The sequence below is a fragment of the Marinobacter sp. B-12 genome, assembly GCF_056857915.1.
In genome coordinates this window covers 13,630-37,972 of record NZ_JBSXOB010000041.1, presented here as the reverse complement: position 1 = coordinate 37,972, position 24,343 = coordinate 13,630, and the positions used below count along the sequence as shown (strand labels likewise).

The window sequence follows — 24,343 nt, the reverse complement described above, 5'->3', positions numbered from 1 at the left end:
CAGCCTTTTCCAGGCTGATTTTTCGAGATTATGATTTTCGAGATACCTTCGTGTATGTCTTCCCCCGGCTCGCCGTCAGAAATGACCGGTAAACCAGGCTTTCATGCGCTCAAACAGCGTGGGTGCATCTTCACCCTTAAGCGCCGGCGCCCGCCCCAGATCCATCTGGCGGAAGCCATGGATCAACAACCCAACGCCCGTGGCGTAGATGGGGTTGTTGACAACCTCCGTCATACCGGAGACCGCCTGCGGACAGGCCAGCCTTACCGGCATGTGGAAGATTTCCTCGGCCAGTTCCACCACGCCTTCCATGGTGGAGGAACCGCCGGTAATCACGATGCCGGCCGGGATCAGATCTTCGAATCCCGAACGACGAAGTTCAGACTGCACCAGGGTGAACAGCTCTTCGTAACGCGGCTCCACCACCTCGGCGAGCGCCTGACGGGACAGATCCCGTGGCGCCCTGTCGCCCACACTGGGCACCTTGATAGTTTCATCCGCGCCAGCCAGCTGAGTCAGGGCGCAGGCGTATTTGATCTTGATCTCCTCGGCATTCTGCGTGGGTGTCCGCAGGGCCATGGCAATATCGTTGGTGACCTGATCGCCAGCGATAGGAATGACCGCCGTGTGCCGAATGGCGCCACCGGTGAACACTGCGATATCGGTAGTGCCACCACCAATATCCACCACGCAGACACCCAGTTCCTTTTCATCCTCAGTGAGGATGGCGTGACTGGATGCCAACTGCTCCAGGATGATGTCATCCACTTCCAGACCGCAGCGCTTTACGCACTTCTCGATGTTCTGGGCGGCGTTTACCGCACAGGTGACGAGGTGAACCTTGGCCTCCAGGCGAACGCCGGACATCCCCATGGGCTCCTTGATACCCTCCTGGCTGTCGATGACAAATTCCTGCGGCAGTATGTGAAGGATCTTCTGGTCCGCCGGAATCGCCACGGCCTGGGCGGCGTCGATCACCCGGTCAATGTCGGCCTGGGTCACCTCCCGGTCACGGATCGCTACAATGCCGTGGGAGTTGAGGCTCTTGATATGGCTGCCGGCAATACCCGCGTAAACCGAGTGGATCCTGCAGCCCGCCATCAGCTCGGCTTCTTCCACCGCACGCTGTATCGCCTGGACCGTCGTTTCGATATTGACCACCACGCCACGCTTGAGCCCGCGGGAGGGGTGGGAACCGATACCCACCACCTCGATGGTCCCGTCCATTTTGCGCTTGCCGACGATCGCAACCACTTTCGAGGTTCCGATATCGAGGCCGACAATCATGTTTTCCGTTTCAACCGATGACATGTATTCCACCAAACCGTAGGTCTGAATTAAGCGTTGCTATGATTTCGTCCGCGAGGCCGTTTCTGACGGCTTCCACTGAACCGCCACCCCATTGCTGTAGCGGGCATCCACCCGTCTGACTTCGTCTGAGCGCGACGCCAGCCGTTCCTGATAAACCGTGACAAAGCGTTCAAAACGCGCCTCAACCTGATCCCTGCCCAGAACCACTTCGATGCCGTTGGCAAGCGTCAGCGTCCAGGCACCGCGCTGTTCCAGGCTCAGCCCGGCAAACCCGAGATTATGGCCGGTGAGCGTATCCGACATGGACCGTGCCATAGTGATCACTTCCTTCACACGCTCATCCGGGCCGGCCAGTCGAGGCAGTCGCCCGGCTACTTCCGGGTTAGCCGGCGCAAACAATTCTCCGTTGCGGCTCACCAGCCGATGGCTGTTCCAATACGCCAATGGCTTTTTCTCACGGATGTCGATCTGAAGTCGGTCTGGCCATACCCGCTTGACCGCTGCAGACTCCACCCATGGGCGCTGCTCCAGGCTTTCTTTAATGTCTGAAAGATCCGTGGCGAAGAAACTCCGACCTATCCACTTGCCCGCACTGCGCTCCAGCGCCGTGCGGTTTTCACCCACCAGCTCGCCCTTGACGTCGATGGCCATGACCTGGCGATCCATGGCGCTCAACACTTCGCTGGCTCCCCAGGGCACCAATGCCGCCAGCAGGACAATACCTGCGCCCATGAGCGCCTGCCCCCAAGGCACGGCAGACAACACTGCTCTCAGCAAACCAAACCGGTCCCGCTCTGGCCCAAGAGAGGTCGCTCCCCTGCGCTTCGGTGGGTCGGACGGTACCGCCCGGCTCCGGATCAGCAGGCTGTCAAGCATCGCTGGCCTCCAAGGTGTCCATGAGGATCCTCACTACCAGTTCCTCGAAACTGATACCCGCCGCCTGGGCCGACATGGGCACCAGACTGTGGTCGGTCATTCCGGGGACCGTGTTCACTTCCAGAAGCCAGAATTCACCCTGGCTGTCCTGCATGATGTCTACCCGGCCCCAGGTGCGGCAGCCCAGCACCCGGAACGCATCCAGCGCCAGATGCTGGAGCTTCAGTTCGCTGTCCGGGTCCAATCCGCACGGGATCTGGTATCGGGTGTCATCGGCCAGATACTTGGCGTCGTAATCGTAGAAAACGTGATCCGTGCTCAAACCAATGGCCGGCAGTGCCTGATCCTGCAAGAGACTGACGGTAAATTCCGGGCCTTCAACCCACTCCTCAACGAGAACCAGAGGATCCAGTACGGCCGCCTGCGTATAAGCCTCAACCAGCTCCTGCTCATTATTCACCTTACGAATGCCAATGCTGGAGCCTTCCCGCGAGGGCTTTACGCTCAACGGCAACGACAGCGACTGCAATAAACTGCCAGCTTCCTCCACGGAACCCATGGCACGGAATTTCGGGGTTGGAAGACCGCAGCCTTCAAACACGTATTTGCTACGCAACTTGTCCATAGCCAGAGCAGAGGCCAGCACGTCACTGCCCGTGAAGGGAATGCCCGCCTGGGACAGGATGGCCTGAATCGTGCCGTCTTCCCCTCCGCGCCCGTGAAGGGCAATAAAAACCCGGTCAAACTCAGGCTCTTCCACGGTTTTCAGCAAACAACCGCGCACATCCAAGGCATAGGCATCGACTCCGGCGGAGACCAGTGCCGACAATACGGCCTGTCCACTTTTCAGTGATACTTCACGCTCGGCGGAATCACCGCCCATGAAGACAGCCACCCGCCCCAGTGCTTTCAGCGTCTCCGGATCGGCCTGATAACCTTGTGAATCGACAGTCCTGGCCATCTCACTCATCCGCAATCACTCCCGCGGCTGCCAGTCGCGCAGCCACTCCGCCTATATCACCCGCGCCCTGTGTAATCAGCAGATCACCGTCTTGTAACGTGTTGGCAAGCAGGGCTTCGATCTCTCCGTTTTCTTCCACAAACAGCGGCTCCACACTGCCTCGCTGCCGCAGGCTGCGACACAACGCACGGCCATCCGCACCCGGTATCGCTGGCTCACCCGCTGAATACACGTCCATCAGCAACAGCCCGTCCACGTCCGAAAGTACCCTGACGAAATCCTCATAGAGATCCCGGGTACGGGTGTAGCGGTGAGGCTGATAAAGCATGACCAACCGGCGATCGGGCCAGGCATCACGGGCGGCTCGGATAACGGCCTCCACTTCCGTGGGGTGGTGACCATAGTCATCGATCAGGGTGACAGTGCCCTTGCGGGTGGCGTAATCGCCGTAGACCTGGAACCGACGACCCACTCCGGCAAAGCCTGCAAGCCCCCGACAGATGGCGACATCGTCCACGCCCTCGTCGGTGGCCACGGCAATGGCCGCCAGGGCATTGAGTACGTTGTGGCGGCCCGGCATTTTCAGTTCAACGTCCAGGTCACTGCGGCCACCCGGGCGACGAACCACAAACCGTGTCCGCAGGCCGTCGGATTCAATGTTCTCGGCCCGGTAGTCGGCGTCCGGATTATCGATGCCATAGGTGATAATGGCGCGGGAGATCCTTGGGATGATTTCCTGCACGAAGCCGTCATCCACACACATCACCGCAACGCCGTAAAATGGCAGGTTGTGGAGGAAGTCCACAAATGTCTGTTTCAGGCGCTCAACATCGCCGCCATAGGTGTCCATATGGTCGGCTTCAATGTTGGTCACGACTGAGATCACCGGCGTCAGGTGCAGGAAGGAGGCATCGCTCTCATCGGCTTCGGCTACCAGATAGCGGGAACCACCAAGCTGCGCATTGGTTCCGGCACTATTGAGTTTGCCACCAATCACAAACGTGGGATCCAGGCCAGCCTCTCCCAAAACCGATGCAAGCAGACTGGTGGTGGTTGTTTTGCCGTGAGTGCCAGCCACGGCAATGCCATGGCGATAGCGCATGATTTCCGCCAGCATTTCTGCACGAGGCACGATCGGCACCCGTCGACTACGAGCCGCCGATACCTCTGGGTTATCACCCGTTACCGCAGACGACACGACAACCACGTCAGCACTGGCACTGTTCTCCTCACGATGCCCGATGAACACCTCAACACCCATGCTGGTAAGCCGGTCGGTAACAGCGCTCTCACGAATGTCAGAGCCGGACACATCGTAGCCCTGGTTCTTAAGCACCTCGGCAATACCGCTCATGCCGGCACCGCCAATCCCCACAAAATGAATATTGCGGATGCGGCGCATCTCGGGCACCTGATAGACCAGCGGGGGGTTTGTGGATTCAGCCATTTGCGGCCTCCAAACAGTAATTCACGACTCTCTCCGTTGCATCGGGGCGAGCCAGCGTCTTCGCGGCCTTCGCCATGTCCAAAATCCGGCGGCGATCCTTGCCGAGATCGGTCAGGGTTTCCGCCAGCAGATCGGCCGACAGCTTTGGCTGTGGGATCAGGATGGCGCCTTTCGCGTTAACCATTTGCTGTGCGTTCCGGGTCTGGTGGTCGTCCACGGCATGGGGGAACGGCACCAGCACGGCGCCTACGCCAGCAACACACAACTCCGAAACGGTGAGCGCACCAGACCTGCAGAGCACAATGTCGGCCCAGCCGTAGGCCTCTGCCATGTCTTTGATAAACGGCTCAACCGATGCTTCCACGCCGTGGTCACGGTAGGCATCACCGGCTTCCTCGATATTCTTCTCGCCACACTGGTGGCGCACCGTCGGCCGCTCGGCTTCCGGCATCTGAGCCAGTGCCGCCGGCAGCGTGCGATTGAACACCTGGGCACCAAGGCTGCCACCCACCACCAGTAACCGCAGCGCACCCGCCCGGCCGGACATCCGCTGATCGGGCTCGGCAAGTTCGGCCAGGTCCTGCCTGACCGGGTTGCCGGTACAGCGGGTTACTACAGCCGTGCCGAAGCTCCCGGGGAAAGCCTCCAACACGGTATGGGCGAAGCGCACCAGAATGCGATTGGTCATTCCGGCAATCGCGTTCTGTTCGTGGATCACCAGCGGCACCCGGTTCAGCCAGGCGGACAGGCCGCCGGGACCAGCCACAAAGCCGCCCATTCCGATGACGCAATGTGGGCGGATGGTGCGAACGATGGTAAAGGCCTGGCCAAGAGCGCGCATCAGCCGGAACGGCGCCATCAGTAAAGCCAGGCGACCCTTGCCCCTCAGCCCGGAGACCTGGATCAGCGACAGCGGTATGTCGGTTTCGCCGATCAGTCGCTGCTCCATGCCACCACGAGAACCCAGCCAGAAAACCTCATGACCTTTGTCCTGCAGCTGTCTCGCCGTTGCCAGGGCAGGGAAAACATGGCCACCGGTGCCACCAGCCATGATCAGAAAGCGCCGTTTATCAGTCATAAATCGCACCTCCCCTGGCCGCTGGTTTACGGGTCTTCTCGCTGGCCCGCTTCTCGCGGTCCAGCCGTTCCATCTCCACCCGGGCCAGCACGCCAATACAGACAGCGGTAATCATCAGGCTGGAACCGCCATAGCTCACAAGCGGCAAGGTCAGCCCCTTGGTCGGCAGAAGGCCCGTACTGACCGCCATGTTGATACCGGCCTGCAAGCCAATCAACAAAGTAATGCCATAGGAGAAACACGCAGCGAATGGCATGCCCGCTTTCTCGGCCCTTCTCGCAATCACAAATCCGGTCACCACCAACACGGTGAACAGGCCCAGAACCATCAGCGACCCCAACAACCCGAATTCTTCAGCAATAATCGCGAAGATAAAGTCGGTGTGGGCCTCCGGCAGATAGAAGAGTTTCTGTACCGAATTCCCCAACCCGGTACCCGCCCAGTCACCACGACCGAACGCAATCAGCGACTGGGTTAGCTGGTAGCCGGTATCAAACTGGTCTTTCCAGGGGTCGAGGTAACTCACAACCCGCTTCAATCGGTATGGCTGAGTGAATACCAGCACGGAGCCCATCACCACCAACACGCCAATCAGCGGCATAAACCGGCTAAGCCGTACGCCACTCAGGAAAATCATGCCAGCTGATGCAGCAACCAGGACCACCGTGGCGCCAAAATCCGGCTCGATAACCAGTAGCACCGAGGCAATACCAAGCACGCCCAATGGCTTGAGGAATCCAGGCCAGGTGTTCAGCAACTCATCCCGACGACGCACGACGTAGCCGGCCAGGTAGGCAATCAGGCAAAGCTTGGCAATTTCCGACACCTGGACATTGAACAAACCAAAAGATATCCAGCGGGTGGAGCCATTCACCGTACGCCCGAGCGGCGTCAGTACCAGCAGCAGGGACAACAAACCGACCCCGAGCAACAGCCACCCGCTGCGCTCCCACCACGAGATCGGTACGTTGACGGCAATCAGCGCAAGCACGCAGCCGATGCCGGCAAAAATAAGCTGACGGATCACATAGTGGTAACTGTTGCCCATGGTTTCCGCCGCCATGTCCATGGAGGCGGAAGAAATCATCACAACGCCCATGACCAGCAACGCAGCGGAACTGATGATCAGTAGTGGCAGCGGGCGCAGGTCACGGAACAGGCCGTGATGGCTGGTGAGGGACAGGTCAGCGTGCATCACAGCCCCTCCACCTGTTGACGGAAACGATCGCCACGATCCCCGTAGTCACGGAACATGTCGAAACTGGCGCAGGCAGGTGATAACAGTACCCGATCACCCGGTTGGGCCAGTTTTTTTGCCGTATGGACAGCGTCCGCGATGTCAGCGGCGTTGACCGTCTCAACCCGATGACCCAAGGCGGTGGCGATGATTCCGGCATCAGCGCCGATCAGAACAACCGCCCGACAATGAGTTGACACGGGTTCAGCGAGCAAGGAAAAATCGGCGCCCTTGCCTTCACCACCGGCAATCAGCACGATCTTCCCATTCGCTGGCACCAGGCTTTCAATGGCGGCGGCCGTCGCTCCCACATTGGTGCCCTTGGAGTCATTGATGTAATCGACATCACTCACGCGTCGAATGAATTCACACCGATGCGGCAGCCCCTTGAAACGCCTGGCAGTTTCCAGCATCAGGTCCATCGGTAACCCGGCAGCGTGTCCGAGCGCCAGTGCTGCCATCACATTGCTGATATTGTGCTGGCCCATCAGGCCCAATTCCTCGGCCAACAGCAGATTATCAAAGCCGAAGGTAATCCAGGTGCCTTCATCGTCGTCGCGGGTACTGAACGTATCCGGGTTGACACGGTGAAAACCGAAACACAGGAACCGGAGGCTATCCCTCGCCATGGGCGTGCTCAGGGCATCGTCCAAGTTGACCACGGCGTTCTGGCAGCCGTTGAAAATTCGTTGTTTGGCCTGGAAATAGGCCATCTTGTCCGGATAGCGATCCATGTGATCGTCGCTGACGTTCAGCACCGTGGCCGCCAGGGCATTCAGTTCCCGGGTGGTTTCGAGCTGAAAGCTCGATAATTCCAGAACATAAAGGTCCGCACCCCGACCAAGCAGCTCCAGCGCCGGAGTGCCGATATTGCCGCCGACTTCCACGCGGCGGCCAGCAGCCCTGGCCATCTCTCCGACCAGCGTGGTCACCGTGGTTTTGCCATTGGAACCGGTGATGGCGATGATCGGCGCGTCCGCTACTTCGGAAAACAGGTCAATGTCACCGCGAATGACAGCCCCTTTATCGGCCGCCCCCCGAATAGCCGGTTCGGCAACACTGATCCCGGGGCTGACCACCAGTTCGTTAAAGCCTGCAAACAGGTCGGCATCGAACTCACCCAGGTACACGGGCAGGTCCGGCCATTCGGACCTGAGTTCATCCAGGCCTGGCGGCGACAGGCGGCTATCAGCCACGGCAACATCCCGGCCGTTTTCGCACAGATAGCGCACGCAGGAGAGCCCGGTTTTACCGAGCCCCACAACCAGCGTTCGACGATCTGAAACGATGACACTCATGGTGCTTTGCTTCCCTATCTCAGTTTCAGGCTGGCCAGGCCAACCAGTACTAACACGACAGTGACAACCCAGAAGCGCACGATAACGCGCGGCTCCGGCCAGCCTTTCAGTTCAAAATGATGATGCAGCGGCGCCATGCGGAATATCCGCCGGCCGGTAAGCCGGAAGGACGCCACCTGAAGAATCACGGAGACGGTTTCCATGACGAACACGCCGCCCATGATGAACAATACGATTTCCTGCCGTACGATCACCGCAACGACACCCAGCGCGGCGCCAAGCGCCAGAGCGCCCACGTCGCCCATGAACACCTGGGCGGGATAGGTGTTGAACCACAGAAATCCCAGCCCGGCACCCACCAGCGCACCACAGAACACAATCAACTCCCCGGTGCCCGGCAAATGAGGAATCAGCAGGTAATCGGCGAACTGAGCGTGACCAGATACGTAAGCAAAGATGCCCAGGGCCGCTGCCACCATCACCGTCGGCATAATGGCGAGCCCGTCGAGGCCATCGGTCAGGTTCACCGCGTTGCTGCTACCCACAATCACGAAGTAGCTCAACAGGATGAACAGCACCGGCCCCAGGGTCAGCGATACGTTCTTGAAAAATGGTACGTAGAGCGACGTTTCCTGAGGCAACGCGGAACTCATGAACAGCGCTATCGCCGCCGTCGCACCGATCACTGACTGCCAGAAATATTTCCAGCGAGCAGGCAGCCCCCTGGGATTGCGCTCCACCACTTTGCGATAGTCGTCCACCCAGCCAATCGCACCGAACAAAAGGGTGACCAGAATCGCCACCCAGACATACCGATTGCTCAGATCCGCCCACAGCAATGAGCTGATCCCGACAGCCACCAGAATCAGCGCGCCACCCATGGTCGGCGTGCCGGCTTTGCTCAGATGCGTTTGTGGGCCGTCATCACGAACCGCCTGCCCGATCTGGTACTGGCTGAGTTTGCGAATCATCACCGGGCCGATCAGCAGGGAAATCAACAGGGCCGTCAACACCCCGAAGATCCCCCTGACGGTCAGGTACTGGAAAACCGTCAGCGCGGAAAAGTACTGTGAAAGAGCCTCTGTCAGCCAGAGCAGCATGCGTTACCCACCTTTTCTTGTATTCCCTCCACCACACGATCCATGGCGGAACTGCGAGAACCCTTGACCAGTACCGTCTGCGAATCGGCAGGCCCCTCGAACAGACGACGCACTGCGTCGTCATGGCTCGCACACACCTCAGCGGCGTCTCCGAAACCCTCAACATATCCTTCACAGCCAGCACCCACGGCAATCAGTCTCTCGATGCCCCTCGCCCTGGCGAATTCACCAATCTCCCGGTGCAGCGCAAGGCTGTCCTGCCCTAACTCAGCCATCGCCCCCAACACAGCCACACGACTGGCTGGTCGCGCAGCCAGCACATCCAAAGCAGCTTTCATGGAGGCTGGGTTGGCGTTATAGCTATCGTCGATGACGGTCAGTTTTGGTGTCAGCGCCATCATTTGCAGGCGCCCCTTTACCGGTTTCAGAGCCGCCAGCCCCGCCTTTATCGCCTCATTATCTGCACCCAGCTCGCGAGCAGCGGCGATCGCCAGCAATGCATTGGTGATATTGTGCTCGCCCTGCAGGGAAAGCCTGACGTCACAGGACCAGCCGTCCGGCCCCTGTGCGCGAAACATCCGGACATCACCATCGCTGCGGATATCGTTGGGGACGTAATCGGCCCCTTCACTTGCCCGGCCACTGATACCTGCGACCCGACGCTGGCCAGCCCTCTGCCGCCATAGATCAAAGGCCGGGTCATCGCTGTTCAGGACCACAAGACCGGTTTCCGGCGCGCCATCAATGATTTCACCCTTTGCACGCACCACATTGTCATAACCACCAAACCCTTCCAGGTGCGCCTGCCCGGCGTTGGTGAGGATGACCACTTCCGGCCGAACAATGTTGACGGTGTGGGCTATTTCCCCCAGGCCACTGGCGCCGAGCTCTATCGCACCCAGTTGGTGTTCCGGTGACAGCCTGAACAGCGTCAGGGGAACACCAATGTGGTTATTGAGGTTGCCCTCGGTGGCAAGGGTATTGCCCACCTGGGAGAGAATGGCGGCCACCATTTCGCGCACTGTGGTCTTGCCACTGCTACCCGTGATCGCCACAAAACGCGCGGTGCTGGCATTGCGGTTGGCCAGTGCCAGTTGAGCCAAAGCGTCTATCGTGTCCGAAACCCGAATCTGCGGAAGCCCCAGGCTCGGGTCTGCCTTGTCTACAACAGCAGCCACGGCTCCAGCCTGCTCGGCCACAGCCAGATAATCATGCCCGTCGAAGTTCTCGCCCCGAAGCGCCACGAACACGTCTCCACTGGCGATTTGGCGCGTGTCGGTCGAGACACCCCGAACCATCAGGCCGTTCAGATCACCCACAGCCACAGTGCCACCAAGCCAGTTGACGGCATCGGCCAGCGCGAATGGCCGCATCATGCGACACCCCCATTCAGCGACAGCGCATGCCGAACCTGTTCAGCGTCGCTGAAAGGAAACCTCTGGCCTGCCACTTCCTGCCATGCCTCGTGGCCTTTTCCGGCAATCAGCACAATGTCCCCCGCCATGGCGGAGTGAATGGCCTGGCGAATCGCCTCAGCACGATCATGGATAACCGCAACCTGTTCCGGACGTTCAAACCCGGCGACGATGTCGGAGGTAATGGCATCCGGGTCTTCACTGCGCGGATTGTCGTCCGTCACAATCACGACATCAGCCCCTCTTTCCGCTTCCCGGGCCATCTCTGGCCGCTTACCAGTGTCGCGGTCGCCGCCACAGCCGAATACACAGAAAAGCCGCCCGCCAACATGGGGACGCAAGGCGGCAAGCGCGCTGTTCAGGGCGTCCGGGGTATGGGCGTAATCCACAACAACGCGCACATCGTTACTGCCGGCGAAGGGCTCCAGCCGTCCCGGCGGGGGCGACAACCGCTCAACCGCCTGCTGAACCCTCTCTACCGGCACACCCAGGCTGAGCACGGCTGCCATGGCTGCCAGAATATTGCTGACGTTAAAGCTACCCAAAACCCGGGCGGACACGTTAAACCTGCCCCAAAGCCCGTCCACACTGGCGCTGAAGCCATCAATGGACGGTGCGAATTCCGTCAGCCAGAGCTCGGTCTGGGCCTCATGCAAGCTGTAACGGACACGGTCGCATTTGCCATCAAGCGTCTCATAGAGCTGCCTTCCAAACGGATCATCGAAATTAATAACTGCGAAATGCAGCTCCTCACGATGAAAAAGACGGGCCTTCGCCGCCCCGTATGCGTCCATGGAACCGTGGTAGTCCAGGTGATCCCGGGTAAGGTTGGTAAACACCGCACCGGCCATGGTCAGGTTATCGACCCGCCCCTGCTCCAGCGCATGTGATGAGACTTCCATCGCCGCCGCGCGTCCACCTTGCGCGATGATGTTCGACAGCACGCGATTTATCTGCACCACATCTGGCGTGGTGTGCGCACCTTCCTGCAGCGCACCGGGCATCCCATAACCGAGGGTGCCGACAACGCCGCAAGGGGTGCCGGTCTCCTGCAGCAATGTCGCGATGTAGTGGCTTACCGAGGTTTTGCCGTTTGTTCCAGTCACGCCAATCAGGCGCAATCGCTGAGAGGGATGCTCGAAAAATCGATCCGCAATCTTCCCGAGATGAGCGCGCAACGCCGTCACTGGAACGATAAGAACACCTTCATGCTCGTAACATTCATCCGGCTGCGCTGACTCCAACAGGATGACGGTGGCACCCGCACCGATCGCCTGTTCGATGTAGTGGTCGGCGGGCGTTCGGGCACCGGCCAGGGCAACGAACGCATCGCCCGCCCTGACGTCACGGCTGTCGGTCTTCAGGCCGTGGATTGTGACATCAAACACCGACGGTACCGGTGCGATTCCCTGCAACAATGTGCTGAGTGATGTAATACACATAACCCTAACCCCGCTCCCCGGATGCCCGACGCGGCGCTTTTGCGTCGCCCAGCTCCAGTTCCGGCTTTACGTTCAGCAGCCGCAATGCATCACCCATCACCCGGGCGAATACGGGCGCAGCCACTTCGCCACCGTAGTATTCGCCGGACTGGGGGGCATCGACAGCCACGACTGTGACTATCCTCGGATTGTCGATAGGAGCCATACCGGCAAATATCGCCTTGTACTGGCTGTCCTCATATCCATTCTTACCAACCAGGTGTACCGTGCCGGTTTTACCACCGGCGGAATAGAACCCCGGCTGAGCCCGCTTTCCGGTACCGTTCTCGACCACTTCTCGCAACATACCCCTGATCTGGAATGAGACTTCTTCGGAAAGAACTCGTTCCCCAACGGGTTTTTCATCAGCTTTCAACAGACTCAGCGGGTAGCGGATGCCGCCATTGGCCAGGACCATATATGCCTGCGCCAGTTGAAGCGCGTTGACGCTCATGCCATAGCCATAGGACAGGGTTGCCTCTTCGACAGGGCGCCACTTTGGAGGTGCAGGCAGCACGCCAACGGCTTCACCAGGGAACCCGATACCGGTTGGCTGACCCAGCCCCAGACGGGCATACAGATCCCGGATAGTGTCGCCCCCCAATTCAGTGGCAATCTTGCTGATGCCAACGTTACTCGATTTCGCAATCACGTCAGTCAGGCTGATCACCCCATAATTCCGATGATCACGGATCGTGAAACGGCCGAAGCGCCGGTACCCCGGCGCTGTGTCAATGGTGCTGGATGCCTTGAATTTTCCCGATTCGAGCGCTGCTGCCATGGAAACAGGCTTCATTGTGGACCCCGGTTCAAACAGATCGGTAATGGCCTTGTTCCGTAGACGGTCAGGGCTCAGCTGACTGCGGTCGTTGGGGTTGTAGGAGCCCTGATTCACCATGGCCAACACCTCGCCGGTGTCCACGTCCAGCATCACCAGAGTGCCACCCCTGGCCTCGTGGGCGCCGACAACGGCTTTCAGCTCCCGATAAGCCAGATACTGGAGCCGCAAATCAATGCTGAGTTCCAGGTTGCGACCAGGCTTCGCGTCGCGGATCAACGTCAGATCCTTGATCACACGGCCACGGTTGTCCTTGAGCACCCGCTTGCGACCGCTTTCACCACTCAGCCACTGGTTGTAGGCCAACTCAATACCTTCCTGACCGCTTTCATCGATGTTCGTAAACCCGACCACATGAGCCGTCACCTCTCCAGCGGGATAGTAACGACGGTATTCCTGGCGGCTGTACACGCCCGGAATACCCATTGCCAGCACCTGCCGAGCAATTTCTGGCTGAAGCTTACGGCGCAGGTAGATAAACTCGCGGCCTGAATACTTACGCAGCCGCTCCCGCAGCCTGGCCTCCTGGAGGCCCAACAGGCGTGCGACATTCGTCAGTCGCGGTTCATCGGCGTCGATTTCGGACGGATTCGCCCAGATGGTCTGGACCGGTGTGCTCACCGCCAGTGATTCGCCGTGCCGGTCCGTCACCACACCACGATGAGCATCGATGGTCTCCACCCGAATGGTCCGCACGTCGCCCTGCTTACGCAGGAACTCGTTGTCCACCACATGCAGATCCACCAACCGCCAGGCAAGGGCACCGACAACCAACAGAAAAACGCCCAACACGGTGCCGTACCGCCAGGCCCCAAGCCCGGCAGCCAGTCGCTGGCCCCATGTTGCTGTTTTTCCCTGGTCCGACACTGTCTTCACCTTACGGTTTGTTGTGTTCGCTTAACGCGACCCGACGAGCGGCGCCATCAACGGCACCAGAACGATGTCCTGCTTGCCCGGCACGACCATTCCGAAACGCTCGGAGGCCAGTTGCTCTACCCGTCCGTGGGCACTCAAAGCACTCTGCTCCAGCAACAACTGACTCCATTCACGCTGGTAGTTGTCACGCTGCTCCTGCAGCTGAGACAAGGAGTTGAACAATTCACGGTTCTCATGGGCACTGACAACAACGCCCAACGAGGACACAATCAACAACATCACCAAGCCCACAGTAATCAACACGCGCTTCTGCTGAAGTGCGGCAAAGACCTGGTGCGACAACCTGACCGCAGTGGCGACACCGTCCCTGACACGCTTGCTGTTCAGTCGCGCTGTTTTTGTTGGCTTTTCAATCGCTACCGCGCCCATGATTACGCGCTCCCTGACTTGTGTTGTTCCGGTATCCGTTCAAGTACACGCATAACCGCGCTCCTCGCCCGCACGTTGTCGCTCACTTCTTCTGTATCCGCCTTGTTCGCCTTGCCGATCAACCGAAACGCAGATGCTTCCTGCTCCGCCGTTACCGGCACGCCTTTTGGCAATCTCGGACCGCGCGCCAAGTCCCGCATGAAGCGTTTGACCAGCCGGTCCTCCAACGAATGGAAGCTGATAACCACCAGCCTTCCCCCGGGCATCAGCTTTTCAACAGCGGCATTGAGCCCAAGCTCCAGATCTTCCAGCTCCCGATTGATAAAAATCCGTATGGCCTGGAACGTCCGGGTGGCCGGATGTTTGTGCTTTTCTTTTTTCGGCACCGCCTCACTGACCAACGACGCCAGTTGGCGTGTGGTTTCCAGAGGCGCCTCCTTGCGTCGCTCCACAACAAGACGAGCGATACGGCGGGAGAACTTCTCCTCGCCGTATCGCCAGATCACGTTCGCGATGTCTTTTTCGTCCGCCTCGGCCAACCATTGCGCCGCACTTGGCGCCTGCCCGGGGTCCATTCTCATATCCAGCGGCCCATCGCGCATAAAGCTGAACCCCCTGGCGGCATCGTCCAGCTGCGGGGATGAAACACCAAGATCCAGCAAAACACCATTAACCTTCATCCACCCCTGGGCTTCAGCGGCAGCGCCCAGTTCCGCAAACGAGCCGTGAAATGGCTGAAACCGAGCATCGCTCGCCGACAGGTCACGGGCCACCTGAATTGCGTCCGGATCCTTGTCGATGCCCAGAACCTTTCCGCCCTGCCCGAGCCGCCCCAGAATCAGCCGGCTGTGACCTCCGCGCCCAAAGGTGCCATCGACATAAACGCCATCTGGATCGTTGACCAACAAGTCCACCGCCGAGTCCAGGAGCACGGAACGATGCCGGTACTGACCGGCAGGCTCATGCCCGCGGCCGGTTGTCATAGCGACAACGCCTCCATCTCCGGCGGCATTTCGTCTTCATCCGATGACTCGTCAAGCCAAGCAAACCAGCGCTCTTCGCTCCACAACTCCAACTTCTTGCCCTGACCAATCAGCATCAATTTCTTCTCCAGGCGCGCATAACTGCGCAACGTGGGTGGCACAAGGATGCGCCCCGCCGAGTCCAGCTCCAAAGGCGTGGCATGGCCCAGCAGCAGTCGCTGCAACCTGCGGGCAGCCTTATTCATATTGGGAAGCGCTTCAATTTGTGGCCTTAATGCCTCCCACTGCGGTTCCGGATACATCAGCAAACAGCGCTCTTCATCGGCATTGGCCGTCAATACAATGCGACCACTGCAGGCATGCGCGAGCTCTTCGCGCACCCTGGCGGGGATCGCCAAGCGACCCTTCGCATCCATATTGATGGCATGACTGCCAAGAAAATTGCTCATTAGCACCAATTCCGGGGTTCAGAAACCACAAATAACCACTAGAAACCACTTTTTCCCACTTGTGCACACTATAGAAACACGCAAAACACAATGCAAGCGCCGCGAACAGCGCCACACCCGGAAAAGTTCCTTTTACGACAAGAGGTTACAGAACAAGATTGGTCAAAAGCTGGAGATTACGGAAAAGAAAAACCTAAAAATCAATCACCTGCAGTCAGTTCTAAAGATGGCAAGTGAACTCTAAGATTTTTTGGCTATAAAAGTTTGCTGGTGAGAATGACAAATGTCACATCAAGCGGAGAAATAAAAATGAGCTCGCCGGTAAGCCGGGTTCTGTCTGGGACAGTCATTCATCTAGGGCCTGCGTCACCGCAGGCCTCAAGCGACCTACCCGAATCCAGCGCGGGCCGCGCCATAGGATTCCTATTTGGTCTTGCTCCAGGTGGGGTTTACCATCGCCGTGAGCTGTTGCCAGTCACGCGGTGCGCTCTTACCGCACCGTTTCACCCTTACCGGTGCCCGCGAACATGCCACGGCCACTTAGGCGGTATACTTTCTGTTGCACTTTCCGTCGGCTCGCGCCGCCCAGGCGTTACCTGGCACCTTGCCCTGTGGAGCCCGGACTTTCCTCCCCCGGTAAAACCGGCGGCGACTGTCTGGCGAGCTCGGGCGAGACCATACTCCAGCCTGCAGCGACAGGCAAGAAAAACCGCGAACCAGCGACTGCCTGAGATCAGGTCTTCAGAGACAACGCTCGCTGATACAGTTCATTCTTGGAGAATCCGGTTAACTCCGAGGCCAGTTTCGCCGCCTTTTTCACCGGCAACTCTGTCAGCAGCAACGCCAACACCCGATCCGCCTCTGCCGCCCCTACCGACAACTCCTCTGCGCTAGCACCACGCACCATCACCACGAATTCGCCACGACTGCCATGGGGATCCGCCTCCAGACTTTGCCTGACATGGGCCGCCGCCCCCGCATAGAAAGTCTCGAACGTTTTGGTCAACTCCCGGGCCAGCACGAGCTCTCGCTCTGCCCCCATCACCTCCGCGATATCCCCCACCGTGTCGACAATACGATGGGGCGACTCGTAGAACACCAAAGTGGCGGATTCCCTCCCCAGGCGATCCAGGGCAGCCCTGCGCGCTCCGGACTTGGAGGGCAGAAAACCCTCGAACAGAAACCGATCCGTCGGCAACCCTGCCGCGCTCAGCGCCGAAATCAGCGCACAGGCACCAGGCACCGGAGTAACCCGATAACCCCGAGCCCGAGCCTCCCTTACCAACACAAAGCCTGGATCAGAGATCAGCGGCGTCCCCGCATCGGAAATCAGAGCCACGTCCTGGCAGGCCGCAAGCTTGCCCAGTACCTGGCCAGCCCTGTCCCGCTCATTGTGTTCGTGCAAGGCCATCATTGGCTTGCTGATGCCCAAATGCTGCAATAGACGGCCACTGTGCCGGGTATCCTCGGCGGCAATCACTGCAACCCGCGACAAAACAGCCGCGGCCCTGGGAGACATATCGTCCAGGTTGCCAATCGGTGTAGCAACGATATACAGGGTGCCTGCCTGTTCCGGCGGCTCGCTTTCTGAGTTCACACATCCCTCTCTTTGCTCCCTGCGCATGACACCAACGTCATGTGAATTCACGCGGGAGCTGTTAAACTTGCGGCCTGATAAATCAAACCATTAATGGGAAGCCCGGCGGGCACCAGGGCTCCCGGCATGATGCCGCCGATTACCCGGCGCCACAAGCGTAATAACCCGGAGTATTGTGAGCCAGCCATGACCAAATACCGCCAGAACCTGAAAACCATCACCATTCTCCTGGCCACGACGGTGCTGTTTGCAGGTTGCGCAAGCGTGAACCTTGAATCGTACATTGCCAAAACCGCCGGAGAAGCCCTTGAAGTCGCTGCCAACGAAACCAACCGGCAGAATGCACAGACCTACCTGTTGAGAGCGGCGGACAGATTCCAGGGCCAAAACGAACACCGGGCTGCCAGAAAGGTACTCCAGAGCCAGCAATTCTCCCCTGCCACGGAGGCCACGGAAAACCAACGGCTTCTGCTGGCCATGGCCAGCGCCACTGCGCTCGAGGATGGCGATTGGGCTCAGGACATTGTATCCGGCATCGAGCCAGATCATTTCCTTAATTATGAAAGAAACATGATCAACCGCGCCGCAAGATTGCAGGAGCAAAACTATCGGCTTTCAGGGGACAACCTCGCGGCGGCGGTTACCCTTATCCTGCTGGCCGGAGCAGACACAGACGCCAATACACAATCGGTCCATGACGACATCTGGAAGAACCTGAAACAGACCTCCGACACCCAGCTCGCCGACAGGCAAAGCCGCGCCGTTGGCTATGAAGCCCAGGGCTGGCTTGAACTGGCTGGCATTCTCCGGCAGCCGGGCATCAATCTGGACGAACAGGGAAGAATGATCCGCAGTTGGCAGAACAACTGGCCTGACCACCCCGCCGCCGGAGTTTTACCGGCTGAACTGCAATTGATTGCAAACCTCGCAGAGAGCCAGCCCGAAAGAATCACCCTGGCATTGCCACTCAGCGGACCATTATCGAGTGCTGGCGCTGCCATCCGCGATGGTTTTTTCGCCGCTTACTACGGAGACAAGTCGGCGGAGCGTGGAGAAATCAGCATTCGAGTCATCGATACCTCGGATCGAGACTTTCGCTCGCTTTATGACGAGCTGACCAAAGAGGAACAGGATCTGATCGTCGGCCCTCTGGAAAAAGAGTCCCTGGCAGCACTCGCCGGCATGTCGACTCTACCTGTGCCGGTTCTGGGCCTGAACTATCTTCCACAGGAGGCCACAGCTCCCGACGGACTCTACCAGTTCGGGCTGTCGGCAGAAGACGAAGCCAGACAAATTGCCAATCGCCTTGACGCAGAGGGCATCGACCAGATCCTTGTACTGATCCCCACGGGCGAGTGGGGAGACCGACTGGAAAACGCCCTGCTTGACCAACTGTCGCAAAACGGAGGCATCGCACTGGATATTGAGCGCTACTTCCGCGAGGACAATCTCCGCGCTGTCATCGCCGACCTTCTTGGCATCACAGTATCCCGCGATCGGGCCATAGACGTTGAACGCACTGCCGGCATTGACGTTGAGTTCGAGCCACGGCGGCGCCAGGATGCTGACGGCATCGTTATGGTCGCGGAGCCAACCATCGCACGGCAGTTCAAACCATTATTCGCCTTCTATTTTGGCGGCGATCTGCCCGTTTACTCACCCTCCATGGTCTACGAGGGCAATCCGGACCCGTCACGGGACCGGGATCTGAACGGCGTCACCTTTACCGACACGCCCTGGGTTCTTGAAAAGACAAACCGTTTTCGCGACATCGTCAAGGAAGCCATGCCCGATGTCCGGGGCCAGCTTGGCCGTCTGTTCGCCATGGGCGCCGATGCCTGGAATCTGAGCAAACGACTGCCACTGCTGAGACAGGTCGAGGGAGCGACGATAGACGGCCAAACCGGCGTGCTGACCATGACCCCCAAAGGCAGTATTCATCGGGAACAACTCTGGGCCCGATTCAGTGAAGGAACGCCAGAACAACTGCCACCGCTGGAACCTGAAGAGAGAGAGTTGGGCACGACAGACACAGAAAGCCCCTCCAATCCTAATTAACAGAAAGGACACTTTTTGCCATGGATGGCAGCCGAGGAACACGAAAAGCCACCGGGGATCGTGCCGAAGGTGTTGCCGCGCGCTATCTTAAAACCAGAGGCGTCACTATTCTGGCACGCAACGTATTCAGTCGCGGAGGCGAAATTGACCTCATCGGCAGGGACAGTGATGTGCTGGTTTTCTTCGAGGTGCGATACCGCGGAAACGGCAGCCTGACCGGTGCCGCCGAATCCATCACCCCCATAAAGCAAAGGCGCATCATCCGCGCCGCTTCGTTTTACCTCCACAGGCATGGGCTGTGGAATGCGAACGCAAGAATTGACGTAATCGCAATCGCACCGGGCGAACGCAAAAAATACCGGATACAATGGATAAAAAACGCCATTCAGGTCTGACTATGACGGATACCGAACAACAGATAAACCAGTGGTTTGCCAACCATATGGAACACACGGCCCACGCCGCCAGCCTAACAGCGCCGGCTATCGAGAGGGCTTCGGACGCACTGGTCAACACGCTACTGACTGATGGCAAAATCATTACCTGCGCCAACGGCAACGCCAACGTGCTTACGCAATACTTTTGCACGGCGCTGCTCAACCGTTTTGAGCATGACCGACCGGCACTGCCCGCCATCAATCTGGGAGCTGATGCGACTACTTACTCTGCAATCTGTCGCGACAACCGCTTCAATGACACTTTCTCAAGACAGGTTCGCGCTATTGGCAAAGCCAACGATCTGCTCCTGGTTATTGTGGACGATGGCCACAAGGCCAACCTGATCCAGGCAATACAGGCCGCGCACGACAGGGAAATGAATGTGGTTGTACTGAGCGCCAAGGAAAAAACCGACATCACCTCGCTGCTTCACCCGGAGGATCACGAAATAGCCCTGGATAACCTTTCTCCGACGGCTGCAACACCTATCCTGCTAGTGATTATCAACGCCTTGTGCGGACTGATCGACGAAAAACTGTTCGGCGGATAAACAAAAAAGCCAGCTGTTAAAAACAGCTGGCTTTTTAGACACCCTGAGGCTTTCCTTTCAAGACAGTGCTATTTCACGACCTTGAGCGTTGGCCGACCGCTGGGCCGATCTCCACCTTGACCGCTATCGCTACTGCCACTTTCGGAATCCTTGCCGCCAGGCCCTTCCGGATCAGGAGAGCCCGGCTCGCTACCGAAGACCATACCCTCACCGTTCTCCTTTGCGTATACCGCCATGACAGCCTGCAGCGGGATAAAGACCTGCATCGGCACACCGCCAAAACGTGCACTGAATTCCAGGGCACCATTACCAATCACCAGACCACGCACGGCTCCGGGGCTGATATTGAGCACAATCTGCCCATTGGCAACGTGCTCAGTCGGAACCTGAACGCCCTGCACCCCCGCATCCACAACGATATAGGGCGTACAGTCGTTATCGAGGATCCACTCGTTGAATGCCCGAACGAGGTAGGGACGGCTTGATGTCATCGTTATCTTACTATCAGGCACTGCCTTTCTCCTGAACCGGTTTCAGGCGCTGCATATCAGTTACGAATATCTTCTTCCAGGTCCGACAGGCTCGCCTTAAAACCTTCACGACTGAATATGCTATCCATGTACTTTTGAAGCGGCTTCGCCTGCTTCTCATTCAGCTCAATGCCCAGTGACGGCAAGCGCCACAGAATCGGAGCAATGCAGCAGTCCACAATCGTGAACTCTTCCGACAGGAAAAATGGCATTTCGCCGAATAGCGGCGCCGTAGCCAGTAAGCTTTCGCGAAGCTCTTTGCGAGCCGCATCCGATGCCTTCGCGTTGGGTTGAGCCAGAATCTGATCCACCAACCCACACCAGTCTTTCTGGATGCGGTGAATCATCAGGCGACTGTTCGCCCGCGCAACAGGATAAACCGGCAGCAATGGCGGATGCGGAAAGCGCTCGTCCAGATACTCCATCATGATATTTGGCTCGTAGAGCACAAGATCACGATCCACCAGAGTCGGCAGGGCATTGTACGGATTCAGGTCAGCCAACTCTCCAGGTGGGTTATCCGGATCAACGTTCACAACGTCAACCGTTACCCCCTTCTCTGCCAGCACAATGCGGACTCTGTGGCTGTAGTGACTGGCCGGGTCCGAGAAAAACGTCATTGATGACCGCTTGGTCACAACGCCCATAGAACTACCTCACGATTTGACTAACCGAATTGATCCTGAAAAACGCAAAAATCCAGCGGGCCGGCTATTGCCCGCTGGAACTCAGGGACAGGAATTATACCTGAAATCTCAGTGTACGTCCTTCCAGTACTCGCGATTAAGCAGGTAGGCAAAGATAAAGAAAATCGCCACGAAGATCAGTACGAACATACCCAGCCTTTCACGCTCAACCTTTACCGGGTCGCCCATGTAAGACATGAAGTTGGTCAGGTCATACATAGCCCGGTTGAATTCCTCCGGCTCCATGGAACCTTCCGTTTCCCATTCCGGGCAAATATCCGCGTTGCGAACATCGCCGCTGAGAGGATCAACACTCGCACCCTCACCAATTCTCGGCTCAACCGCACACAGGCCCTGCAAGCCAGTCAACACGTGGGGCATACCAACGTTTTCGAAGACCACATTGTTCACACCCAGCGGACGACTTTCATCCTTGTAAAAGCCACGAAGATAAGAATAGATCCAGTCTTCACCACGAAGACGCGACTCCAGCGTAAGATCCGGTGGCGGAGCACCGAACCAGCTCGCAGCCATCTCCTTGCTCATGGAATTTTTCATGAGTTCGCCGATTTTTGCACCGGTGAAAATCAGGTTTTCCTCGTAAAGCTCGGCGGGAATCCCCAGATCATCCGATACACGCTTATACCGCGCATACTCCATGGAGTGACACCCCATGCAGTAGTTGGTAAAAAGGGCCGCACCGCGCTGGAGCGACGCTTTGTTGGTATGGTCCGGCTCCATGGTATCAAGCGGCACGGACGCCCCCGCTGCCAGCCCGAGGGCCGGCAGGATCGCTATGAAAAGACCAACTATCAGCTTTCTCATCATCCTGTCACCCTCTCTGGAACTGGCTTTGTTTTCTCCATACGCGTGTAGAACGGCATGAGAATAAAATAGAGGAAGTAAAGCGTTGTCAGGATCTGGGCAACCATTGTGCGACCCTCAGTGGCCGGAACAATGCCGAGATACCCCAGGATGATGAAACTGATGGCGAAGATCGTCAGAGCGATCTTGCTCAACCAGCCTTTGTAGCGCATCGAGCGCACCGGACTTCTGTCAAGCCAGGGCAAAACAAACAGGATGGCGATAGCAGCGCCCATCACGACAACACCCCAGAACTTCGCGTCCAGGCCGAAGAGGTCGATAGTCACCGCCCGTAACATCGCGTAGAACGGTGTGAAGTACCATACCGGCGCTATGTGGTCGGGCGTCTTGAGGGCATTGGCAGGCTCGAAATTCGGCTTTTCAATGAACAACCCGCCCATCTCGGGGAAGAAGAAGACCACGATAAAGAAGATGAAGAAGAAAACACCCACGCCCAACAAGTCATGCACCGTGTAATAGGGATGGAACGGTATACCATCTTTGGGAATGCCGTTTTCGTCCTTGTTCTTCTTGATATCAATACCGTCAGGGTTGTTGGAGCCAACTTCGTGCAGAGCAAGAATGTGCAGCACCACCAAACCAAGCAGAACAATTGGCAATGCGACGACATGCAATGCAAAGAAACGGTTCAGGGTAATACCGGAAATCAGATAGTCACCGCGGATCCACAGGGACAGATCATCACCAATTAGCGGAATAGCACCAAACAGGTTTACGATAACCTGTGCACCCCAATAGGACATCTGGCCCCAGGGCAACAGATAGCCCATAAATGCTTCGGCCATCAGCACCAGGTAAATCAGCATACCGAAGATCCAGATCAGCTCGCGCGGCTTTTGATAGGATCCGTACATCAAGCCACGGAACATGTGGAGATAAACCACCACGAAGAATGCAGAAGCGCCAGTGGAATGCAGGTATCGAAGCAACCAACCCCACTCAACATCGCGCATGATGTATTCAACTGACGCGAACGCACCTTCCGCTGTGGGGTTATAGCTCATGGTCAGCCATATACCGGTCACGAGCTGATTCACCAGCACCAGCATCGCCAGCGAACCGAAGAAGTACCACATGTTGAAGTTCTTCGGCGCGTAATACTTGCCAACGTGCTTGTTCCACGCATCGACAATTGGAAGACGTTCGTCTACCCAGTTCACTAACTTGTTCATTATGCGGCCCCCTCAGGATCCAGACCGACGGTCAGAGTGTTCTCGTCGTCATAGCGATAGGGAGGCACCTGAAGATTCGAGGGTGCCGGCATATTCGGATAGACACGCCCGGCGAGGTCGTAACGGGAGCCGTGACACGCACAATAGAAGCCTCCAAGCCAGTCTTCCCCTAGATCGGCTGGAGCGACTTCTGGCCTGAATTGGGGAGAGCAGCCCAGATGGGTACAGATACCAACGAGAACAGCGTACTCGTCCTTGATTGCCCGGAGCTCACCTTCGATGTAGGCAGGTTGGTCCGCTTCCTTGGAAAGGGGATCCTTCACCTTGTCATTCAGCTCGAGTATGTTTTCGTTCATCTCTTCGGTGCGGCGAATAACCCACACCGGCTTACCGCGCCATTTGACGGTCATTTGCTGACCTGGCTCCAGTTTACTGACATTGACGGTTACCGGTGCACCGGCTGCTTCCGCTTTGGCACTGGGGTTCCAGGATGCTACGAAAGGCACGGCCGCACCGACGACGCCGACACCACCCACCACAGACGTGGCACCGATCAAAAACCGGCGCCTGCCTTGGCTCACGTCGCCATTACTCATTATGGTTATCTCCCATCAGGCGACATACAGCCCTGCTCACAGGGAAACTGCA

23 protein-coding genes and 1 other RNA gene are annotated in these 24,343 nt (G+C 58.0%); 3 read left to right on the top strand and 21 right to left on the bottom strand.

Going from position 1 to position 24,343, the window contains the following annotated elements; all coding sequences use genetic code 11:
• Positions 1-75 precede the first annotated feature (75 nt).
• The 16 genes from ftsA to rsmI form a co-directional block, all read right to left on the bottom strand.
• The gene (ftsA, locus tag AC13D2_RS05955; protein ID WP_007154574.1) at positions 76-1,311 is read right to left on the bottom strand and encodes a cell division protein FtsA; all 1,236 of its coding nucleotides are present in this window, start codon (positions 1,309-1,311) and stop codon (positions 76-78) included.
• Positions 1,312-1,347: 36 nt separating this feature from the next.
• A complete protein-coding gene (locus AC13D2_RS05950) occupies positions 1,348-2,187 on the bottom strand; it encodes a cell division protein FtsQ/DivIB (RefSeq protein WP_292049656.1) in 840 nt (279 codons plus the stop codon).
• Positions 2,180-3,157 carry a D-alanine--D-alanine ligase gene (locus tag AC13D2_RS05945; protein WP_292049655.1) on the bottom strand — a complete coding sequence of 326 codons (978 nt, stop codon included), beginning with the start codon at positions 3,155-3,157 and terminating at the stop codon, positions 2,180-2,182. The genes AC13D2_RS05950 and AC13D2_RS05945 overlap by 8 nt, the downstream gene beginning before the upstream one ends.
• Positions 3,150-4,595, bottom strand: a complete 1,446-nt coding sequence (murC, locus tag AC13D2_RS05940) for a UDP-N-acetylmuramate--L-alanine ligase (RefSeq protein ID WP_300497088.1) — start codon at positions 4,593-4,595, stop codon at positions 3,150-3,152. Before murC ends, AC13D2_RS05945 begins: the two co-directional genes overlap by 8 nt.
• On the bottom strand, positions 4,588-5,673 hold the full coding sequence (gene murG, locus AC13D2_RS05935; RefSeq protein WP_300497091.1) for an undecaprenyldiphospho-muramoylpentapeptide beta-N-acetylglucosaminyltransferase: 1,086 nt from the start codon (positions 5,671-5,673) through the stop codon (positions 4,588-4,590). Before murG ends, murC begins: the two co-directional genes overlap by 8 nt.
• Positions 5,666-6,868, bottom strand: coding sequence for a putative lipid II flippase FtsW (ftsW, locus tag AC13D2_RS05930; RefSeq protein ID WP_300497093.1), 1,203 nt, complete (start codon positions 6,866-6,868; stop codon positions 5,666-5,668). The genes murG and ftsW overlap by 8 nt, the downstream gene beginning before the upstream one ends.
• The gene (gene murD, locus AC13D2_RS05925; protein WP_300497096.1) at positions 6,868-8,208 is read right to left on the bottom strand and encodes a UDP-N-acetylmuramoyl-L-alanine--D-glutamate ligase; all 1,341 of its coding nucleotides are present in this window, start codon (positions 8,206-8,208) and stop codon (positions 6,868-6,870) included. The genes ftsW and murD overlap by 1 nt, the downstream gene beginning before the upstream one ends.
• Positions 8,209-8,222: 14 nt before the next feature.
• Positions 8,223-9,308 (bottom strand): phospho-N-acetylmuramoyl-pentapeptide-transferase, encoded by a 1,086-nt coding sequence (gene mraY, locus AC13D2_RS05920; RefSeq protein WP_300497099.1) that lies wholly within the window; start codon positions 9,306-9,308, stop codon positions 8,223-8,225.
• Positions 9,293-10,684 carry a UDP-N-acetylmuramoyl-tripeptide--D-alanyl-D-alanine ligase gene (locus tag AC13D2_RS05915; protein ID WP_300497101.1) on the bottom strand — a complete coding sequence of 464 codons (1,392 nt, stop codon included), beginning with the start codon at positions 10,682-10,684 and terminating at the stop codon, positions 9,293-9,295. Before AC13D2_RS05915 ends, mraY begins: the two co-directional genes overlap by 16 nt.
• Positions 10,681-12,165: a UDP-N-acetylmuramoyl-L-alanyl-D-glutamate--2,6-diaminopimelate ligase gene (locus AC13D2_RS05910; RefSeq protein ID WP_300497103.1), complete on the bottom strand. Its 1,485-nt coding sequence runs from the start codon at positions 12,163-12,165 to the stop codon at positions 10,681-10,683. Before AC13D2_RS05910 ends, AC13D2_RS05915 begins: the two co-directional genes overlap by 4 nt.
• 4 nt (positions 12,166-12,169) lie before the next feature.
• Positions 12,170-13,909: a peptidoglycan D,D-transpeptidase FtsI family protein gene (locus tag AC13D2_RS05905; protein ID WP_300497105.1), complete on the bottom strand. Its 1,740-nt coding sequence runs from the start codon at positions 13,907-13,909 to the stop codon at positions 12,170-12,172.
• Between the two features lie 30 nt (positions 13,910-13,939).
• Positions 13,940-14,347, bottom strand: a complete 408-nt coding sequence (gene ftsL, locus AC13D2_RS05900) for a cell division protein FtsL (RefSeq protein ID WP_300497108.1) — start codon at positions 14,345-14,347, stop codon at positions 13,940-13,942.
• 2 nt (positions 14,348-14,349) lie between these two features.
• Positions 14,350-15,330 carry a 16S rRNA (cytosine(1402)-N(4))-methyltransferase RsmH gene (gene rsmH / locus AC13D2_RS05895; RefSeq protein WP_300497111.1) on the bottom strand — a complete coding sequence of 327 codons (981 nt, stop codon included), beginning with the start codon at positions 15,328-15,330 and terminating at the stop codon, positions 14,350-14,352.
• On the bottom strand, positions 15,327-15,779 hold the full coding sequence (gene mraZ / locus AC13D2_RS05890; protein ID WP_007154587.1) for a division/cell wall cluster transcriptional repressor MraZ: 453 nt from the start codon (positions 15,777-15,779) through the stop codon (positions 15,327-15,329). Before mraZ ends, rsmH begins: the two co-directional genes overlap by 4 nt.
• A gap of 306 nt (positions 15,780-16,085) precedes the next feature.
• Positions 16,086-16,447, bottom strand: an RNA gene (gene rnpB / locus AC13D2_RS05885) — RNase P RNA component class A.
• 65 nt (positions 16,448-16,512) lie between these two features.
• A complete protein-coding gene (gene rsmI, locus AC13D2_RS05880) occupies positions 16,513-17,403 on the bottom strand; it encodes a 16S rRNA (cytidine(1402)-2'-O)-methyltransferase (protein ID WP_482938358.1) in 891 nt (296 codons plus the stop codon).
• A 99-nt stretch (positions 17,404-17,502) separates the two neighbouring features.
• Between rsmI and AC13D2_RS05875 the strand changes: the two genes are divergently transcribed.
• Genes AC13D2_RS05875 through AC13D2_RS05865 form a run of 3 tightly spaced genes read left to right on the top strand, consistent with a single transcriptional unit; the run spans position 17,503 to position 20,422 of the window.
• A complete protein-coding gene (locus AC13D2_RS05875; RefSeq protein WP_292049643.1) occupies positions 17,503-19,434 on the top strand; it encodes a penicillin-binding protein activator in 1,932 nt (643 codons plus the stop codon).
• Positions 19,435-19,454: 20 nt separating this feature from the next.
• Entirely contained in the window at positions 19,455-19,829 is a 375-nt protein-coding gene (locus AC13D2_RS05870; protein ID WP_292049642.1) for a YraN family protein, read from the top strand.
• Between the two features lie 2 nt (positions 19,830-19,831).
• A complete protein-coding gene (locus AC13D2_RS05865) occupies positions 19,832-20,422 on the top strand; it encodes an SIS domain-containing protein (RefSeq protein ID WP_292049641.1) in 591 nt (196 codons plus the stop codon).
• Positions 20,423-20,490: 68 nt separating this feature from the next.
• Here the strand turns inward: AC13D2_RS05865 and AC13D2_RS05860 are convergent, their stop codons facing one another.
• The 5 genes from AC13D2_RS05860 to petA all read right to left on the bottom strand — a co-directional run bounded on the left by AC13D2_RS05860 (position 20,491) and on the right by petA (position 24,291).
• Positions 20,491-20,913 carry a ClpXP protease specificity-enhancing factor gene (locus tag AC13D2_RS05860; protein WP_292049727.1) on the bottom strand — a complete coding sequence of 141 codons (423 nt, stop codon included), beginning with the start codon at positions 20,911-20,913 and terminating at the stop codon, positions 20,491-20,493.
• A gap of 56 nt (positions 20,914-20,969) precedes the next feature.
• On the bottom strand, positions 20,970-21,599 hold the full coding sequence (locus AC13D2_RS05855; RefSeq protein ID WP_036203714.1) for a glutathione S-transferase N-terminal domain-containing protein: 630 nt from the start codon (positions 21,597-21,599) through the stop codon (positions 20,970-20,972).
• A 108-nt stretch (positions 21,600-21,707) separates the two neighbouring features.
• Entirely contained in the window at positions 21,708-22,463 is a 756-nt protein-coding gene (locus AC13D2_RS05850) for a cytochrome c1 (protein ID WP_040474649.1), read from the bottom strand.
• Complete coding sequence (locus AC13D2_RS05845; protein ID WP_292049640.1) at positions 22,463-23,695, bottom strand: cytochrome b; 1,233 nt, start codon at positions 23,693-23,695, stop codon at positions 22,463-22,465. Before AC13D2_RS05845 ends, AC13D2_RS05850 begins: the two co-directional genes overlap by 1 nt.
• Positions 23,695-24,291, bottom strand: a complete 597-nt coding sequence (gene petA / locus AC13D2_RS05840; RefSeq protein ID WP_292049639.1) for a ubiquinol-cytochrome c reductase iron-sulfur subunit — start codon at positions 24,289-24,291, stop codon at positions 23,695-23,697. The genes AC13D2_RS05845 and petA overlap by 1 nt, the downstream gene beginning before the upstream one ends.
• Between the last annotated feature and the right edge of the window lie 52 nt (positions 24,292-24,343).

Bases quoted from the DNA above. Each gene is read 5' to 3' on its own strand.
- ftsA (WP_007154574.1), bottom strand. From the start codon at position 1,311: ATGTCATCGGTTGAAACGGAAAACATGATTGTCGGCCTCGATATCGGA.
- AC13D2_RS05950 (WP_292049656.1), bottom strand. From the start codon at position 2,187: ATGCTTGACAGCCTGCTGATCCGGAGCCGGGCGGTACCGTCCGACCCA.
- AC13D2_RS05945 (WP_292049655.1), bottom strand. From the start codon at position 3,157: ATGAGTGAGATGGCCAGGACTGTCGATTCACAAGGTTATCAGGCCGAT.
- murC (WP_300497088.1), bottom strand. From the start codon at position 4,595: ATGGCTGAATCCACAAACCCCCCGCTGGTCTATCAGGTGCCCGAGATG.
- murG (WP_300497091.1), bottom strand. From the start codon at position 5,673: ATGACTGATAAACGGCGCTTTCTGATCATGGCTGGTGGCACCGGTGGC.
- ftsW (WP_300497093.1), bottom strand. From the start codon at position 6,868: ATGCACGCTGACCTGTCCCTCACCAGCCATCACGGCCTGTTCCGTGAC.
- murD (WP_300497096.1), bottom strand. From the start codon at position 8,208: ATGAGTGTCATCGTTTCAGATCGTCGAACGCTGGTTGTGGGGCTCGGT.
- mraY (WP_300497099.1), bottom strand. From the start codon at position 9,308: ATGCTGCTCTGGCTGACAGAGGCTCTTTCACAGTACTTTTCCGCGCTG.
- AC13D2_RS05915 (WP_300497101.1), bottom strand. From the start codon at position 10,684: ATGATGCGGCCATTCGCGCTGGCCGATGCCGTCAACTGGCTTGGTGGC.
- AC13D2_RS05910 (WP_300497103.1), bottom strand. From the start codon at position 12,165: ATGTGTATTACATCACTCAGCACATTGTTGCAGGGAATCGCACCGGTA.
- ftsL (WP_300497108.1), bottom strand. From the start codon at position 14,347: ATGGGCGCGGTAGCGATTGAAAAGCCAACAAAAACAGCGCGACTGAAC.
- rsmH (WP_300497111.1), bottom strand. From the start codon at position 15,330: ATGACAACCGGCCGCGGGCATGAGCCTGCCGGTCAGTACCGGCATCGT.
- mraZ (WP_007154587.1), bottom strand. From the start codon at position 15,779: ATGAGCAATTTTCTTGGCAGTCATGCCATCAATATGGATGCGAAGGGT.
- rsmI (WP_482938358.1), bottom strand. From the start codon at position 17,403: ATGCGCAGGGAGCAAAGAGAGGGATGTGTGAACTCAGAAAGCGAGCCG.
- AC13D2_RS05875 (WP_292049643.1), top strand. From the start codon at position 17,503: ATGATGCCGCCGATTACCCGGCGCCACAAGCGTAATAACCCGGAGTAT.
- AC13D2_RS05870 (WP_292049642.1), top strand. From the start codon at position 19,455: ATGGATGGCAGCCGAGGAACACGAAAAGCCACCGGGGATCGTGCCGAA.
- AC13D2_RS05865 (WP_292049641.1), top strand. From the start codon at position 19,832: ATGACGGATACCGAACAACAGATAAACCAGTGGTTTGCCAACCATATG.
- AC13D2_RS05860 (WP_292049727.1), bottom strand. From the start codon at position 20,913: ATGACATCAAGCCGTCCCTACCTCGTTCGGGCATTCAACGAGTGGATC.
- AC13D2_RS05855 (WP_036203714.1), bottom strand. From the start codon at position 21,599: ATGGGCGTTGTGACCAAGCGGTCATCAATGACGTTTTTCTCGGACCCG.
- AC13D2_RS05850 (WP_040474649.1), bottom strand. From the start codon at position 22,463: ATGAGAAAGCTGATAGTTGGTCTTTTCATAGCGATCCTGCCGGCCCTC.
- AC13D2_RS05845 (WP_292049640.1), bottom strand. From the start codon at position 23,695: ATGAACAAGTTAGTGAACTGGGTAGACGAACGTCTTCCAATTGTCGAT.
- petA (WP_292049639.1), bottom strand. From the start codon at position 24,291: ATGAGTAATGGCGACGTGAGCCAAGGCAGGCGCCGGTTTTTGATCGGT.